Annotated in this window: 15 protein-coding genes and 1 pseudogene; 8 read left to right on the top strand and 8 right to left on the bottom strand. The window is 37.7% G+C overall.

The features are described from left to right. Both WMO75_RS16365 and WMO75_RS16360 read right to left on the bottom strand, forming a co-directional pair. The coding region (locus WMO75_RS16365; protein ID WP_349078538.1) for a recombinase family protein at positions 1 to 676 on the bottom strand (676 nt) is incomplete at its 3' end. A 47-nt stretch (positions 677 to 723) separates the two neighbouring features. Continuing rightward, positions 724 to 2154, bottom strand: a complete 1431-nt coding sequence (locus WMO75_RS16360; RefSeq protein ID WP_161159857.1) for a hypothetical protein — start codon at positions 2152 to 2154, stop codon at positions 724 to 726. Between the two features lie 302 nt (positions 2155 to 2456). Between WMO75_RS16360 and cptIN the strand changes: the two genes are divergently transcribed. Next, entirely contained in the window at positions 2457 to 2945 is a 489-nt protein-coding gene (gene cptIN, locus WMO75_RS16355) for a type III toxin-antitoxin system CptIN family toxin (protein ID WP_227222909.1), read from the top strand. A gap of 39 nt (positions 2946 to 2984) precedes the next feature. Here cptIN and WMO75_RS16350 read toward each other — a convergent pair whose 3' ends face one another. Further along, positions 2985 to 3119 carry a hypothetical protein gene (locus tag WMO75_RS16350; RefSeq protein ID WP_264466941.1) on the bottom strand — a complete coding sequence of 45 codons (135 nt, stop codon included), beginning with the start codon at positions 3117 to 3119 and terminating at the stop codon, positions 2985 to 2987. 249 nt (positions 3120 to 3368) lie between these two features. Here WMO75_RS16350 and WMO75_RS16345 point away from each other — a divergent pair, with 249 nt between their 5' ends. Further along, positions 3369 to 5615, top strand: coding sequence for a tetratricopeptide repeat protein (locus WMO75_RS16345; protein ID WP_216411718.1), 2247 nt, complete (start codon positions 3369 to 3371; stop codon positions 5613 to 5615). Positions 5616 to 5652: 37 nt separating this feature from the next. On the opposite strand, the gene WMO75_RS16340 is transcribed toward WMO75_RS16345, so the two are convergent. The 5 genes from WMO75_RS16340 to WMO75_RS16320 all read right to left on the bottom strand — a co-directional run bounded on the left by WMO75_RS16340 (position 5653) and on the right by WMO75_RS16320 (position 10209). Further along, complete coding sequence (locus WMO75_RS16340) at positions 5653 to 6525, bottom strand: ATP-binding cassette domain-containing protein (protein ID WP_173688851.1); 873 nt, start codon at positions 6523 to 6525, stop codon at positions 5653 to 5655. A 3-nt stretch (positions 6526 to 6528) separates the two neighbouring features. Further along, on the bottom strand, positions 6529 to 7185 hold the full coding sequence (locus WMO75_RS16335; protein ID WP_009245308.1) for a hypothetical protein: 657 nt from the start codon (positions 7183 to 7185) through the stop codon (positions 6529 to 6531). Next, on the bottom strand, positions 7182 to 8252 hold the full coding sequence (locus tag WMO75_RS16330) for an ABC transporter permease subunit (RefSeq protein ID WP_173688852.1): 1071 nt from the start codon (positions 8250 to 8252) through the stop codon (positions 7182 to 7184). The genes WMO75_RS16335 and WMO75_RS16330 overlap by 4 nt, the downstream gene beginning before the upstream one ends. A 116-nt stretch (positions 8253 to 8368) precedes the next feature. Further along, a complete protein-coding gene (locus WMO75_RS16325) occupies positions 8369 to 9547 on the bottom strand; it encodes a HAMP domain-containing sensor histidine kinase (protein WP_349078533.1) in 1179 nt (392 codons plus the stop codon). Next, positions 9535 to 10209: a response regulator transcription factor gene (locus WMO75_RS16320; protein ID WP_014080778.1), complete on the bottom strand. Its 675-nt coding sequence runs from the start codon at positions 10207 to 10209 to the stop codon at positions 9535 to 9537. The genes WMO75_RS16325 and WMO75_RS16320 overlap by 13 nt, the downstream gene beginning before the upstream one ends. Positions 10210 to 10429: 220 nt before the next feature. Here WMO75_RS16320 and WMO75_RS16315 point away from each other — a divergent pair, with 220 nt between their 5' ends. From WMO75_RS16315 to mobQ, 6 genes and pseudogenes are all read left to right on the top strand, one after another. Further along, positions 10430 to 11347: a ParM/StbA family protein gene (locus WMO75_RS16315; RefSeq protein ID WP_015560112.1), complete on the top strand. Its 918-nt coding sequence runs from the start codon at positions 10430 to 10432 to the stop codon at positions 11345 to 11347. A 3-nt stretch (positions 11348 to 11350) separates the two neighbouring features. Then, complete coding sequence (locus tag WMO75_RS16310; RefSeq protein WP_015560111.1) at positions 11351 to 11734, top strand: hypothetical protein; 384 nt, start codon at positions 11351 to 11353, stop codon at positions 11732 to 11734. An 18-nt stretch (positions 11735 to 11752) separates the two neighbouring features. Continuing rightward, positions 11753 to 12469: a replication initiator protein A gene (locus WMO75_RS16305; RefSeq protein WP_349078531.1), complete on the top strand. Its 717-nt coding sequence runs from the start codon at positions 11753 to 11755 to the stop codon at positions 12467 to 12469. Beyond that, on the top strand, positions 12466 to 13323 hold the full coding sequence (locus WMO75_RS16300) for an ATP-binding protein (RefSeq protein ID WP_349078529.1): 858 nt from the start codon (positions 12466 to 12468) through the stop codon (positions 13321 to 13323). The genes WMO75_RS16305 and WMO75_RS16300 overlap by 4 nt, the downstream gene beginning before the upstream one ends. 170 nt (positions 13324 to 13493) lie before the next feature. Further along, positions 13494 to 13715, top strand: a complete 222-nt coding sequence (locus WMO75_RS16295; protein WP_005348485.1) for a DUF3847 domain-containing protein — start codon at positions 13494 to 13496, stop codon at positions 13713 to 13715. Between the two features lie 136 nt (positions 13716 to 13851). After that, positions 13852 to 15337: pseudogene (gene mobQ / locus WMO75_RS16290) on the top strand (MobQ family relaxase); the annotation flags it as partial.

Below are 15337 nucleotides of genomic sequence, written 5' to 3'. Positions count from 1 at the left end.
AAGCGGCAAATGCGTCCAGTGTATTATTCTGTCGTTTTTTCTTTTTATATCCATGCTGGTTCAGCCATGCAGCAATCGCAGAGATTCCCATATTGGTATGAATAAATTTATCATAGATCAGACGAATAATCTCTGCTTCGTCTTCTGCGATCTGCAATTCTCCATTTACCAGCTCATAGCCATATGGAGCAAACCCACCGTTCCATTTTCCTTCCCTTGCTTTCTGCTTACGTCCCTCCATTGTTTGCACAAGGATATTCTCTCGTTCGATCTCTGCCACCGCAGATAGAACAGAAATCATCAGCTTTCCACTATCTTTCGAGCTGTCAATTCCATCTTCTACACAGATCAGATTCACTCCAAAATCCTGCATCCTCTGCAAAGAGTTTAATACATCTGCCGCATTACGACCGAATCTGGAAAGCTTGAACACCAGTACAAACTGCACCTCATCTGTTCCATTCTCAATATTATCCAACATTCTCTGAAATTCCGGTCTGCCCTCTACGCTCTTTCCAGACTTACCTTCGTCTGAATACTCATTTACGATTTCCATGTTCTGAAATTCTGCATATCTCTTAAGTTTTTCTCTCTGGGCATCCAAACTGTAACCATCTACCTGCATGGTTGTGGATACCCTGATATAAATATCACATTTAATTTTTTTCTTCATAATACTAACCCATAAAATTTAAAAATATATTATTCTATTAAACATATTTGTTAATCTAGTGCAAAATTAAACCCCATAATTTTAATTATACCTTCTTGAATTTTTCTATCTTCTATTCCTACTGCTTTCAATCTCATTGCATATAAAAGAACTTCTATAATTTCAAATCCAAATATATGATCTTTATCCAATTGAATATCCAAATTACCATGTGCCATATCATTTCGTAATGTATTCATTTTTGATGCAATATTTTCTAATGGAGTAATCTCGTCAACTTTTATATTATATTCTTTACCTAATTCGTATACCAAAAAAGGTTCCATAATTGATAAACAGTCTTTAATAACTACTAGTATCCTATCTGCTAGACTATTCTCATCTGCAGCAATTCTTTTTCGAAATGTCGTCAAATATTTTTTAACTTTTCCAGATCTTTCATTTATTAATTTATCCATCATATTTAATGCATCGTTTTTCGCCTGTAAATATTTTTCCGAACGAATTTCTGTCTCTGGATAAAGATTAGCATATTCTCTCTCAAATGCAACAAAATCAAAAATCATTCGATCTGGTCCAAATTTATTTGTTTTATCAATACTATCTGGCAAATGATCTATATAAATGATTCCTTCAAGAAAAGCCTTAAGTAATTCCCCGAGCTTTTCTCCAATATAATCATACGAAAGAACTCTTCGCTTTATTTTCGAACTATTTTCTTTTTCATGAACCATTTTTAAATCATAAAATTTTCCAAATATATCTCGGACATTTTTTTCATTAATATCAAAAATTTCAATGTTATTAAAAACAATATTATTTCGTCTCATTACATATCTAAACACTTGATAAATACCTAAATATATTTCTTTTGCAAAATCGAATGATACGTCTTCCGAGAATGAAGCAATAATTTCACTTGTGCTATGAAGTGGTTCAGGTGAAAAAGACTGTTTTACTTTATATTGTGCTGTAAGTTCAATTTTCACCCCATTCCATTCTATTAGTCCCAATGGAGTTTCAACAATCCTTTTTACGCCTACCTTAGTTACAATGTCTTGCTTTTTGGAAGTTTCTATAAAATATGCATTCTCAGGCGGATAAAATACATCTACGTCTACTCCAGACAACTTTATACCTCTAATTTTTGTTTTCTTTACGTTATATTTATGTTTTCCATCCTCAATATAAGGCTGATAACGTGCTGAATCATATTCAAAAATAGAATACACATCAAATGATAAAAATCCTTCTTGATCAGAATATTGTTCAGACACCTCAAATATTACATTTTTCCTATTTGCCGTAATTCCATGCAATTGTATATTTTCAATAACTTCTCCTCGTTCATATGGAGCAAACCATTCTTCTATTGATTTTGAATCAAATTTATCAGGATATAAATTCAACGTTGAATCAGAAAATGAAAACGGATACTGTTTATCTTCATATTCTACAAATCCTTTCATATCAACCATCATTTCATATACCTCCCTTACTCCGCAGTAATTGCAATGCGTATATTTGTCCCAACTTTATTTTAGTACTTGTTCCAACTATTTTCAATACTTCTTTTCATTTTTTATTGACATATTTTCGTTACAACCATATAATAATGATAGAGACAGGATTTCTGTCATCGAAAATATTGTTCGCCCACCGTTGGCGGCTTATAAGTGATCGGCTCGAAAATATTGTTCGCTCACCGGAAGCGTCTAATAAATGTCCGGCTCGAAAATTTCGGCCCTGCCGCATGGCAGGGCTTATTTTATAGGTGATAAACATGATATATCAAGAAGGATACGTTTACCATATTAAAGATGAATACTTTGAAAAAGTACAGGATTCCAACTTAATGCAGAACAAAGAGGGCGGTATATACCGTCCTACTTTTTACTGTCTGCGTGACAATAAAACTTCTCTGTTATGGATGGTTCCACTCAGTTCTCGTGTAGAAAAGTTTAAAGCAATACACGATAAACAGGTGGCTAAATACGGAAAGTGCCTAACGATTGTTTTAGGTGAATTTGATGGAAAAGAAGCTGCTTTTCTTCTCCAGAATATGTTTCCAATCAGAGAGTACTATCTTGACCATATACATACTCGAAATAATAATCCGGTTCCTGTTAAGCATTCCATTCACAGGGAAGTAACAACACGTATGAAAAAAATTCGTCAACTTCATTCCAGAGGCAAAAAAGTGGTATTTCCAGATATTGACCGACTAGAGCAGATTATGCTTGCAGAAGTAAAAGATAACGCAACCGAATAATTTCACAAAAAAGCGACAGTCTGATTTACATTTTGTATTTCAGGAAACTGCCGCTTCTTTTTCTTCTTTATTCTGTTTTGCTTCCTCCAACTCCCGGAGGACTTCTTCGCCGTACTTATCAATCATCCGTACCAGAAAATCAATGCACCGCTCAAATTCAATATTCTGTTGCATAAGCTCCTCCCGTTATTGTTTGTTCTGAGCTTATTTTACAGAACCTGCCTGAAAACCACATTGAATAGAAATTGATTGTAAATTGACACAATCACTTTAAAAATATCCGCATTTTCTTGAATCGAATGTATGTTCGTGTTATGATGGATATACTCAATCTTAACTACGAAAGGGGAATTTCTATTGAATCGATGCGATTTTTCTTCTATTAGCACTTGCTTAAAAAATCATATCAGCGAAAGTAATCAAATGAGTCAGCCTGATTTTTTATACGAATTATTTGAAGATTTTATGGATGATCCGGCAAATCAGGATTTTTCAATGGATAACGGTCTGGTTTGCCGCTGGATGACTGGTCAGGCTAAAATCAGTCCTAAAATATCCGCTTACTATTCCAAGCCATCCAATCAGGAAAAGTTAGCCCATACCATCCACCAGAATCTTCTTCCACTGATGTCTGACTGTAATATGGCTATACAAGATATTTACACTTTATTCATTCAGGATGACAGCATCTCAGATGCGAAAAAGAAAAATCTGACTCCCTTATATAAACCAGCCAGTTCAAGACTGCTGTTTCTTGCAAAACTGATTTCTTTTGGCATGGAACGCCAATTCATCAAACGTAATACCAAAAATCAGAAGCTACTCGCCGGAGGAGCTTTATCCCCCATTGTGCTGGATTATATTATGGACAGTGAGGTTCCGAAACCATGCCGTCATTTTATCGGAAGAGATAAAGAACTGGAAGAATTATATACCATGCTTGAGGAAAACCGTCATGTTTTTCTTTGCGGAATTGCTGGAATCGGAAAAAGTGAACTTGCCAAAGCCTACGCAAAGCGGTACATAAAGCAATACACCAATATCCTTTATGTAGAATATACCGGCAATCTTCATCAGGATATTACTGACATGGATTTTATTGACGATCCGCCGGAAAGCACTGACCAGGAACGGTTTCAAAGACATAACCGTTTTCTGCGTTCCCTGAAATCTGATACTCTGCTTATCATAGATAATTTTAATGTCACTGCCACACAGGACAGCTTTCTGTCAGTAGTATTAAAATATCGCTGTCAGATTTTGTTTACAACCAGAAGCAAACTGGATGAATACTGTACTCTGCCATTAAAAGAAATAGAGGATATGAACGCTCTCTTCCAGCTGGCATCAGTATTTTATTCAGAGGCAGACACGTACCGGCCAACAGTTGAAAAGATCATCGAAACTGTTCACTCTCATACTTTTGCCGTGGAACTGGCAGCAAAACTTCTGGAAAATGGAATCTCAACTCCAGACCAGTTATTAACAAGACTTCAGGTGGAAAAAGCATCTTTCCATAACAAAGATAAAATTAAAATAATCAAAGATGGACAAAGCAGCAAAGCCACCTATTACAGTCATATCCATACGCTGTTTTCGTTATACACTTTATCTCTTAAACAGCAGGATATCATGTGTAATATGTGCTTTCTTCCTTCCACCGGTATTTCTGCCCGTATATTTGCCAAATGGCTGGAATTGCCCACACTAAATGAGATCAACGATTTAATTGAGACTGGTTTCGTTCAGACAACAACACGTCGCACTATCTCTCTGCATCCGATGATTCAGGAAATCACCCTTTCAGAGACAAAACCATCTGTAACTCGCTGCCACATATTACTGGATTCTTTACAGAAAATATGTTTAATGCATGGAATGGAAGTAGATTATTACAAAAAGCTATTTCAAACAATCGGAAATATCATAGTATTGATTGAAAAGGATGATATACCAAAGTATCGGCTTTTTCTGGAAAATGCATTTCCATACATGGATAACTATAACTACTACAAAGGTATGAATGGAATCATTCAGGAACTGACGGGGCTGTTAAAGACAAAAAACATTGGAACCGACTCTGACCGGGCATTATTACTAGATTTTCAGGCAACTCTTGAAACCAAACCTGAAAAAGCAATAAAACTGGAAAAGGATGCACTTGCCCAGATAGAAAATATCACTGCCGACAATGCTCGCCTTGTTTCCAACCTTCATGCCAATCTCGGTGGACTTTATCGTATGAACGGTCATCCCGATCTTGCAAGAGAACACATGGAAAAAAGTATCTCACTGCTTGACCAATTTAACCTGCTTCATATAAATGACAGCATACCTCAGATTGCCAATTATGCAATGTTCCTGACAGAACAGCAGGAACCCGAAAGAGGCATCTCCGAATTGCAAAAATTATCCGGCATCATCAAGGAATACCATTCCGATGACTGTCTGGATTATGCCAAAGTACAGGAAACCCTTGGAACCATTTATCTGATGACTGCCAATCTTCCGCAAGCCAAAACACATTTTAAAAAAGCTTTCAAAATATATGAAAAGATCTGGGCTGATGAGCCTGAAATGATTGAAGCAAAATATCAGGAAATTCAGGAGTTATATCCACAGATTGGATTTTGCATTGGAAAAAATCTATCCGGTCTTTTAACAAAATAAGTACAATTTACGGCGGGCAACTTGCCCGCCGTTATATTCAACTATTCGTCAAATAAATATACGCATCTTCCAAAGTGATATCATTATCCGGGACACACTTCTCATTTGGCTTTTCTTTGCTTAATATTTTCATATGAATTCCATTTTCTACATACTGCTTAGATGAAATAGAATAATTGGCTTCTAACAAACGGGCTTCTTCTGCATTTTGTACCGTACAATTCCAAACACAGCCCTTTGCATTTTCCAGCAATCCACTCACGCTTCCGGAATATAAAAAATTCCCTTTTTTCATAATGGCAAGCTGTGTACAGGTTGCTGCTAAATCTTCTACTACATGAGTGGAAAACAGCACAGTTCTATCCTTTGAAAAATCAACCAGAAGATTGCGGATCCTAATTCTTTCTTCCGGATCTAACCCAGTTGTTGGTTCATCAATAATCAAAAAATCCGGATTATTAAGAAGTGCCTGTATGAGTCCGACACGTCTCTTCATACCACCAGATAATTGCCGCATTTTTTTATTCTGATGCTCTGTAAGAGAAGTCTTTTCCAGATAATAGGTAATTCTTTGTTCGAGGTCATTTCTGGCTACTCCTGACAGTCCCCCCATATATACAAGACATTCTTTCACCGTAAGATTCGGATATAAGTCGATTTCCTGTGGAAGATAACCAATCTTTTTCTGTATTTTCTCATAATTTCCCTCGTTATACAGAATTCCATCAAGGGAAACCATTCCTTCCGTTTGTTTTAAAACAGTTGTAAGAACCCTCATCAAAGTGGTTTTTCCGGCACCATTCTCACCCAAAAGTCCGTAAATTCCCTTAGGTATTTCAAGAGATGCCTTATTTACTGCAACTACACCATTTTTAAATCTAACTGTTAAATCATTTATTCTAATACTCATAATCTATCCTCTTTTCTTTAAAGTCATTGGTAATACTGCAAATAAAAACAGCCCCGCTATAAAAGACACAAGCGTTCCATAAATCCAACTCTCGGACATTAATTGAGTAGGTTCACAAAAGCTGAAAGAAAACAATCCCAGATTTCCGAAAAATGAACTTCCCGCTTTTGATATAAGTCCAATGACAATTCCAAATAAACATCCAATACCTGCCCACATATTTCGAAGCAATGTACACAAAATCACAGAGCATATACTCCAAAGCCAGATAGTTCCAAACATTGCAATGAAATATAAAAGAAATATCTGAATACCCGAAATGCCTTCGTTTACACTGCCCGGTTTTTGCCAGTAAAACAAAACATATCCAACACAAGAAAGTATTAATAAATATAATATTTGAACGCCCACTCTCTGCGATATTACTTTTAACTGCTTTTTTTGATCATACAAATGAAATACATCGGCACGCTTACTTTTTACTTCCATCAAATATGTGTCACTACAAAAAATAATTGTTAAAAATGCTATTGGAGACTGAATTGCTGAACCGATTTCTTCATAGTATATAATCGGATGAATAACACACAATATCAGTATAAATGCACATGAATAAAAAATCTTATATAACGACAGGCAGTTTTTGAGTTCCGTTTTCAATGAACCCTCCTCCTTTTCCAGATTGTAACAGAAATACATACTAATATAACTGATGAAATTACAAGAATAATCTGATTTATGTTTGACATTTTAGCTGCATGTGTTTCAAAAAACCTGCCAGGGAATCGCACCATAATAGAGAACGGTCTCATATAATAAATATCATTCTTCATGGTCAGCATATTTGAATATATAATGTGTAAAAACAAGATTGGTGCTGCCGGAAGCGGATTTTTAAATATTAATGCTGTAATTGTATAGACACAACATATCATCAAAAGATTCGGAACAATATAGATCAGAGAATTCACGCAAAAATCAATTGGTGTTACTGGAAAGCCCGATTCTAAAGACGTTTTCAAACACAGCATAAAGAATATAACATTCAAAATCACTAATACTCCCAGCATACTAATGAATCCGCTTATTACTTTCCCACATATATATTGGATTGCCGTAACAGGCTTTGTATGTAATAATTCATAGGTACTTTTTCGTGTATCCTGAATAAATAAAAATGATAGCAAGACTGTTGCAAAAAAGGCCATATGCAATCCTGCAAAATCCGTAAATTTTTTGGCAAAGTACCAGGAAAATGAATGTTCGGATAATTTCCGCTCGATATAATGATTGATTTCTTCTGCTGTCCCCTTATGAATTTCAAGGTCCTCATAAGCATATATTGCATTATAATAGCCATATTGGGATTCCAAAAACTCAGAAGCAGTCTTTACATCCATATTCTGAATTTCTTTCATTACATGATCTGCTTCCTGCCTGCTAAATCCAAAACCATTTTTGGAGGTGTCCATTAACGTCTCTTTGATCGTATCTTCCCACTCCCTTCTTCTTTCTTTATCATCAGATGTGGGAATGTACCCATCCATGACATCAGCATCTTCCAATGCTACGTCATTTTGTGTGATCTGTTCATTCTGTTTGATATAATGAATTTGCAAATACGATGACAGACATTGATACATACTGGCAACTATAATAATCAAGCCAATCCACAAAACAGGGTTCTTTAAATAATCAAGTATACTTCTTTTTATGATTGTTTTCATTGTATCTCTTCCTTTCTTTATTTCTTTAACAACATCATACAAATCAATTCTCAATAAATTCACAACAAAAAAGACTAAAACCACTTTATTTGTGATTTCAGCCTTATAAAGTATTTTTATTCAGCTTTGAAAAGAGCTTCTACATGAGCACCGCCTTGTCTGGCATTATATATTTTCAAATTTCCTCCATGCTTTTCACAGAAAATACGAGAAATATACATACCGAGGCCAAAATGCTTTAAATCATCTTGTGGATTCTTATGATAAAATGGCTCTGTTACTTTTTCCTCAGTATCCACAAATCCTATTCCATCATCTTCAACAGAAATTATAAGAAAACCATCCTTTTTCTTTATCTGCAAAGCAATACTTTTTTGTGCATATCGAACCGCATTTTCCAGTAAGTTGTCTGTCACTTCCATGACAAGTTCCTCATCCACTTTTACAATGTTTTGTTCCTGCACTCTTTCTACCTTACATAATTTACTTTCCTTCTTGGACAGCATGGCAGCTTCTGCCTCAATCTTTTTTGCCAGTTCCGATAACTCTATCTCTGAGCATTGCAGTTCCCTCTGTTCTAAATGGGACATTTTTCTCATGTTTTCCGTGAAATGCTCTATACGGTCAATCTGATACATGCCTGTTTGTAAGATATCAATAACATCCTCTGTTTTTATACTCTCGGCAGAAACAAACTCTAAGAGCATTTCCTGATACCCACGCAATATGGAAAGTGGAGAACGTATATCATGTGCAATTGCATTCCGCAAAGCCTTCTCGTCATCAATCATTCGCCACATCTTTCTGTTGTTATCTGCTAAATCACTTCGCATCATTTCAAATTCTTTACACAAAGTTCCCATCTCATCTTTATTTTCATAGGACACATGAAAATCCAGTTCATTATCTGCAATCATTTGTGAGGCATCTTTTAGTTCCTGTAGAGGTGTCTTTAACTTATTTTTACAAAAAAAGAATACCGCAACAACACTCCCAACAATCGAAAAAATCAGTATCGAATATGTTTCCATAAAGTCACACATTTCCGAAAGATGATAGTCCAAACGATTCATCTGCGATTGATTAGGTCTTGATATCTCAATCTCGTATTTCTTTCCATATTGCTGAAACACGTCCGTATAATCTGCATAATCAATATATTTTTCCCATATTTTATTCTGCATATTTCCTGCAAAATGAACTGTAAATCCAGATAACAGAAATGCTGCCGTTAAGCTGATCACAAAATAAAGCAGAATTGTTTTTTTCAGTGACAAGTTTCTTATTTTTTCCATCGGTATCCAATCCCCCATACAGTTTCTATGTATTCTTTTTCTGAATAATCCGCTATTTTTTTCCTTATACGCCGTACTAATTCCGTTATCGTTCTACTGTCCCCTTCCGCATCATATCCACAGACTTGTGCATATATACGTTCTTTATCAAACACCTGCCCTGGATGCATGGATAAGAATTCAATAATCTGATATTCAATTTTTGTGAACTCCATCCTGTGTCCGGCTATAGCTACTATTTTTTCAGAATAATCAATCAGCATTTCATCCATGAAACGGTATTCCGTTTTTTGTTGATGCCTTTCTTCTCTCTTTATGTTTGTGACAATCCTTGCTTCCAACTCCCGAAGACTAAATGGTTTCGTAATATAGTCATCCCCACCCGAAAGCAACCCATTAATTTTATCATCTTCATCAACTCTTGCTGTTAGAAACAAAATCGGGCATAACACTTTACTGCGTATCAGACGACATACTTCAATCCCATCCATGCGTGGCATATTGATATCCAACAAAATAATATCCGGTTTCATTTTTATTTTATTTAATGCTTCCATTCCGTCTGTAGCCGTAATGGTTTCATATTGTTTCATATTAAAATAACTACAAAGCATTTTCACCAATTCTTTATCATCATCGACAACTAAAATCTTGTATTTCATCCAAACCACCTCCAGTATCCATATTATACGATAAAAAACAATGAAATCACAACAAGAGTACATGAAGAATGTACGCACAATATATCTTTTTTCTCAATTCCAGCTCAATTTCCACTCAATGTCTTTTACCTCCGATTTTCGTATGCTTATCTCACAGCAAAGCAGTACCACACCGGTATGACCTGCTGAATCAATCAATACGAAAACGGAGGTATTTTTTATGCGAGAACTCAAAAACACAAAAATCATCGCTGTAGATCATGGCTATGGCAATATGAAAACAGCAAACACCGTCACGCCAACCGGAATCAAAGCCTATGAAACAGAACCAATCTTCACTGGAAATATCCTGGAATATAACGGCATTTACTACCGGATTGGCGAAGGACACAAAGAATTTATCCCGGATAAAGCTATGGACGAAGAATATTATCTTCTGACGCTAATGGCTATTGCAAGGGAACTGAATGTCTTTTCCATCCGTGAAGCAGATGTTCATCTGGCTGCCGGACTTCCTCTGACATGGATCAGAAATCAAAGAGAAGCTTTTCGTTCCTATCTGCTCCAGAATCCAGAAGTCCATTACCGTTTCAACGGCAAAGAATATCATCTCCACTTTGCGGGATGTAGCCTTTACCCACAGGGATATCCGGCTATTGTAAACCACCTTGGAAATTTCAAGGGAACTAATCTCCTTGCAGATATCGGAAACGGAACCATGAACATTCTGTATATTAACAATAAGAAAGCGCAAGAAAGCCGATGCTGGACAGAAAAACTTGGTGTAAACCAGTGCATGATTGCCGCAAAGAACGCTGTTCTGGACAAATTCGGAGTGAAAATTGAAGAATCCACAGTAGAACAGATTCTGCGGTTTGGAACAGCTGACATTTCAGCACCATATCTGGATTGTATCAGTTCTATTGCCAGACAGTATGTGGCAGAACTTTTTTCCACGCTCCGCAAATATGAATATAATCCTGACCTAATGCGCCTGTATGTGGTTGGCGGCGGTGGATGCCTGATCCGTAACTTCGGAACGTATGACAAATCACGAGTCACCATCATTGATGACATCTGCGCCACTGCCAAAGGTTACGAATCTCTGGCTTATATGAGCCTGAAAAGGAGGGGATAAACCATGCAGAACAATATCCGCAACACAAACCTGCGCTTTAATCTGGACAAAGAACAACAGCGGAGAGCCTGGGAATATTTACAGACGATGGACAGGCAGGATTTTAAATCTTACAGTCAGGTAATCTCTCTTGCACTGGTAGATTATTTTGACCGCTACTACCGCACACAGGCTGATCCTTATCTGGAAACAAGAGAACGGGAAGAACTTTTTGTGAAACAGATTGTAGATGCAGTGGAAAACAGTCTGAAACAGGAATTGCCACTTTTTCTTTCCGGACTGACTGTAGGCATGGCGCAAAGGGAGCCCCAAATCAGGGCGTCCTTTCCAACACCTGAAAATTCACAGCCGGATAATGATGTAGACTGGGATTTTCTTGGAGAATAACTGATTGGAGGTGAACACATGACGGACTTTCTGACAGCAGACACCAACCTGCCATCTTATATGATGTTTCCCCGTTTCCTTCTGGACATGGAAATAAACGAAACTGCCAAAATGCTTTATATTATCCTGCTCGACCGGGCAAGGCTTTCCCAGAAAAATGAGGGCTGGTCAGATATCGATGGTCATGTGTTCATTTACTTTATAATTGAAGCACTGGCAGAAGTTCTCCACAAAAGCCAGATGACGATTAAAACTGCTCTGGCAGTACTGGAAAAACAGGAGCTTATCTTCCGAAAACGGCAGGGACCCGGACAGCCCAATCGAATTTATGTAAAACTCCCAAAAGAAACCATCCACTATACAGACAGATTTCTTTCCCTAAGACAGACAGAAAACTGTCCTATTGACAGACAGGATTCTTTCCCTGATACAGACAGAAAACTGTCTGGTAATAAGAAAGAGATAAAAAAGAACAATTTAGCAATAAGAGGGAGTAAGGAGCCACTCTCACCCTATGGAAAATTTCAAAATGTTTTTCTGTCAGAAAAAGAGCTTGAAGATATCCAGCAGACAATCCCTGACTGGAAGGATTATATTGAACGCTTATCCGGTTATATGGCTTCTACCGGAAAGCAATATCAGAACCATGCAGCTACCATCATCAGTTGGGCAAGACAGGATCATCCTGCTTCCCGGCAAAGAAATTACGAAAGTGAGGAATACGAAACACTATGACAAGATTTACAGAAAAAGCAACCGCTATAGCACCAAACAGAGAGCTTCAGCCTGATGAATATTTTAACGAAACAGACCACCTGATCTACTGTTCCAAATGCAATACGCCAAGACAATGCCGGCATGAATTACAGGGAAAGGTTCTTATTCCTTCCATCCGCTGTAAATGCCAGCAGGAAATCTTTGAGCAGGAAGAAACCCAGAGAAAACTTCATGAAAAACAAATGGAAATAGAGCATCTTAAAACCAGCGGCTTACAGGACAAAGCACTCTATGACTACACTTTTGCCAGGGATAACGGCATCAATCCGGAAATAAAACTGGCACACAATTATGTAAGCAACTGGGAAGAGATGAAAGCAAACGCCTCCGGACTTCTCATCTGGGGTGATGTCGGTACTGGAAAATCTTTTTTTGCAGGCTGCATTGCCAATGCCCTGCTGGAAAAAGGCGTTCCTGTACTGATGACCAACTTTTCCCGAATTCTAAATACCCTTACCGGAATGCATTTTGAAGACAGAAACCAGTTCATCAACAGCTTAAACCGCTACAGTCTTCTGATTATTGATGATCTCGGAATTGAGCGGAACTCTGACTTTGCACTGGAACAGGTATTCAATGTGATCGACAGTCGTTACCGCAGTAAAAAGCCCCTGATCATAACGACCAATCTCACTTTATCAGAGCTGAATAACGCCGCTGATATCGCACACAAACGAATTTATGACCGTATTCTGAAGAGATGTATTCCTGTCCGTATCAATAACCGGAATATTCGTCAGGACAATGCAACAGCTAATTTAAAACAGGCAAAAAGAATTCTGTTAAACAATCATGCTCCGAACCAGAACTGAAGCAAAGAAGCATAACACGATAATTATTCTTCACTGACAGTGGTACTACTTTCTTTCCTTATTTATCACCAGAAACATGCCACTGTCAGTTATCCGAAACTATAGTACCAAACCATAAGATTTTAAAACCAATACTGCCCGGATACGGGCATAAAAAGGAGGTGCCAGATATGGCAGATAAAAAAATCATGACACCGGAAGAAAAAGCACTTTTACAGGCAAGACACCGCCAAGAAGAAGCCGAAGCAAGAAATCGCAAAAAAGAACGTGATGCCAGAACACACCGATTAGTCCAGGAAGGAGCCATTTTGGAAAGTATTGTTCCCCATATTAAAGAAATGGATTTGGATTCCCTGAAACGGGAGCTGATAATCCGGCTACGAGGAATGTAAACGCACAAGTTCTACTCCCGAAGGGCGCACTTACTCACCACCCGATAAATCGGGCGGTGGTATCCCCTACGGGGCTCGTGCGCTCTGCCGAGGGCTTTTCCGCTGTTGCAGGCAACATCGAAAGGAGGTGCCAGATATGGCAATTTATCATATGCAAGCCAAAGTTGTCAGCCGTGGTTCCGGACGTTCCGCTGTCGCAGCTTCTGCTTATATGAGCTGCAGCCGGATGTACAATGATTACGATGGCATCCAGCATGATTACACCAGAAAGCATGGACTCATTTATCAGGAAGTATTGCTTCCACCGATGGCTTCACCAGAATGGAAAGACCGTGAACAACTCTGGAATGCTGTGGAAGCTGCAGAAAAAACAAAAGACAGCCGACTGGCAAGGGAATTTGTTGTCGCACTTCCCGTTGAATTAGATAAGGACAGTAATATTTCTCTTCTAAAAGATTTTATTCAAAAGAACTTTGTAGATATGGGCATGTGCGCTGACTTTGCTATTCACGATACGGATGGACACAATCCTCATGCACACATTCTGCTTACCGTCCGTCCACTGAACGAAAACGGAACATGGCAGTATAAAACAGAAAAAGAATATCTCTGCATAAAAAATGGAGAAGAAAAAGGATTTACAGCTACTGAATTCAAAGCTGCTCAAAAAGATGGCTGGGAAAAGCATACAGATATAAAGTTGGGAAAAAGAAAGTTTATATGACCGCATCTGTCGCACAGGAAAAAGGCTATGACCGCATCGACAAGCATCCAAAAAGCAGCCGCTATGGCAGACAGAATCCCATTTCTGAACAATGGAACAGTGATGAGCAACTCTGTATCTGGAGAGCAAACTGGGCAGATACTGTAAATGAAATGCTTGCCCACAATCAGATAAATGCATCCATTGATCACCGCAGCTTTGCAGATCAGGGAATCACCGAACAGCCGACCATCCACGAAGGCTATATTGCTCAAAACATGGAAAAGAAAGGAATGATAGCTGACCGCTGTGAAATCAACCGCCAGATTCGTGCAGATAACCAAATGCTCCGGGAATTAAAAGCTCAGGTAGAGAAACTGGCTCAAGCTGTCAAAAATTCTATTCCTGTAATTGCAGAAACAATGGAAACTATCCGAAATCATATGATTTTTACACAATATCATTTACTTCATAATGAGATGCAAAAAGAAGTAATTCATGATTGGATGAATCATTTTAATCCAATACTGAATAAATACAACACCGTTAAAAAGAAACTCAAAGCTAAAGTTACAGAACGGAAAGAGCTGAATGTAGAAAAAGAGAAAACCAGTATTTTGAATCCCATCCAGCATATAAAATTGAATCAGCAGCTTACCACTGTTACGGAAGAAATTGAAGAACTGAAATCAAGGAAAGAGCAACTAATCTTCCAGGCACAATGCTCCACTGATAAAGATATGACGAATCTATCCAAAAAATATGACCAGATGAATAGCAATCTTGATATCCTGGATTCTCAGGACATCTCCCTTAAAAAGCAGCTTAAAAAAGACGCCGCTGCTTTCCGGGAAGAAAAATTTCGTCCTGAACCTGAACAGTATACAGAATTGCTGGACACCAGAATCCAGATACGTCC

It is taken from the genome of Blautia intestinihominis, from assembly GCF_040096655.1.
In the GTDB taxonomy this organism is placed as follows: Bacteria; Bacillota; Clostridia; order Lachnospirales; family Lachnospiraceae; genus Blautia_A; species Blautia_A intestinihominis.
This window is presented reverse-complemented; position numbering and strand designations above follow the sequence as displayed.

What these genes read in the sequence shown, in the direction of transcription:
- WMO75_RS16305 (WP_349078531.1), top strand. Translation starts at nt 11,753, where the DNA reads ATGACGGACTTTCTGACAGCAGACACCAACCTGCCATCTTATATGATG.
- WMO75_RS16325 (WP_349078533.1), bottom strand. Translation starts at nt 9,547, where the DNA reads ATGGAAAAAATAAGAAACTTGTCACTGAAAAAAACAATTCTGCTTTAT.
- WMO75_RS16310 (WP_015560111.1), top strand. Translation starts at nt 11,351, where the DNA reads ATGCAGAACAATATCCGCAACACAAACCTGCGCTTTAATCTGGACAAA.
- WMO75_RS16330 (WP_173688852.1), bottom strand. Translation starts at nt 8,252, where the DNA reads ATGAAAACAATCATAAAAAGAAGTATACTTGATTATTTAAAGAACCCT.
- WMO75_RS16340 (WP_173688851.1), bottom strand. Translation starts at nt 6,525, where the DNA reads ATGAGTATTAGAATAAATGATTTAACAGTTAGATTTAAAAATGGTGTA.
- WMO75_RS16345 (WP_216411718.1), top strand. Translation starts at nt 3,369, where the DNA reads ATGAGTCAGCCTGATTTTTTATACGAATTATTTGAAGATTTTATGGAT.
- WMO75_RS16320 (WP_014080778.1), bottom strand. Translation starts at nt 10,209, where the DNA reads ATGAAATACAAGATTTTAGTTGTCGATGATGATAAAGAATTGGTGAAA.
- WMO75_RS16350 (WP_264466941.1), bottom strand. Translation starts at nt 3,119, where the DNA reads ATGCAACAGAATATTGAATTTGAGCGGTGCATTGATTTTCTGGTACGG.
- WMO75_RS16360 (WP_161159857.1), bottom strand. Translation starts at nt 2,154, where the DNA reads ATGATGGTTGATATGAAAGGATTTGTAGAATATGAAGATAAACAGTAT.
- WMO75_RS16295 (WP_005348485.1), top strand. Translation starts at nt 13,494, where the DNA reads ATGGCAGATAAAAAAATCATGACACCGGAAGAAAAAGCACTTTTACAG.
- WMO75_RS16300 (WP_349078529.1), top strand. Translation starts at nt 12,466, where the DNA reads ATGACAAGATTTACAGAAAAAGCAACCGCTATAGCACCAAACAGAGAG.
- WMO75_RS16315 (WP_015560112.1), top strand. Translation starts at nt 10,430, where the DNA reads ATGCGAGAACTCAAAAACACAAAAATCATCGCTGTAGATCATGGCTAT.
- cptIN (WP_227222909.1), top strand. Translation starts at nt 2,457, where the DNA reads ATGATATATCAAGAAGGATACGTTTACCATATTAAAGATGAATACTTT.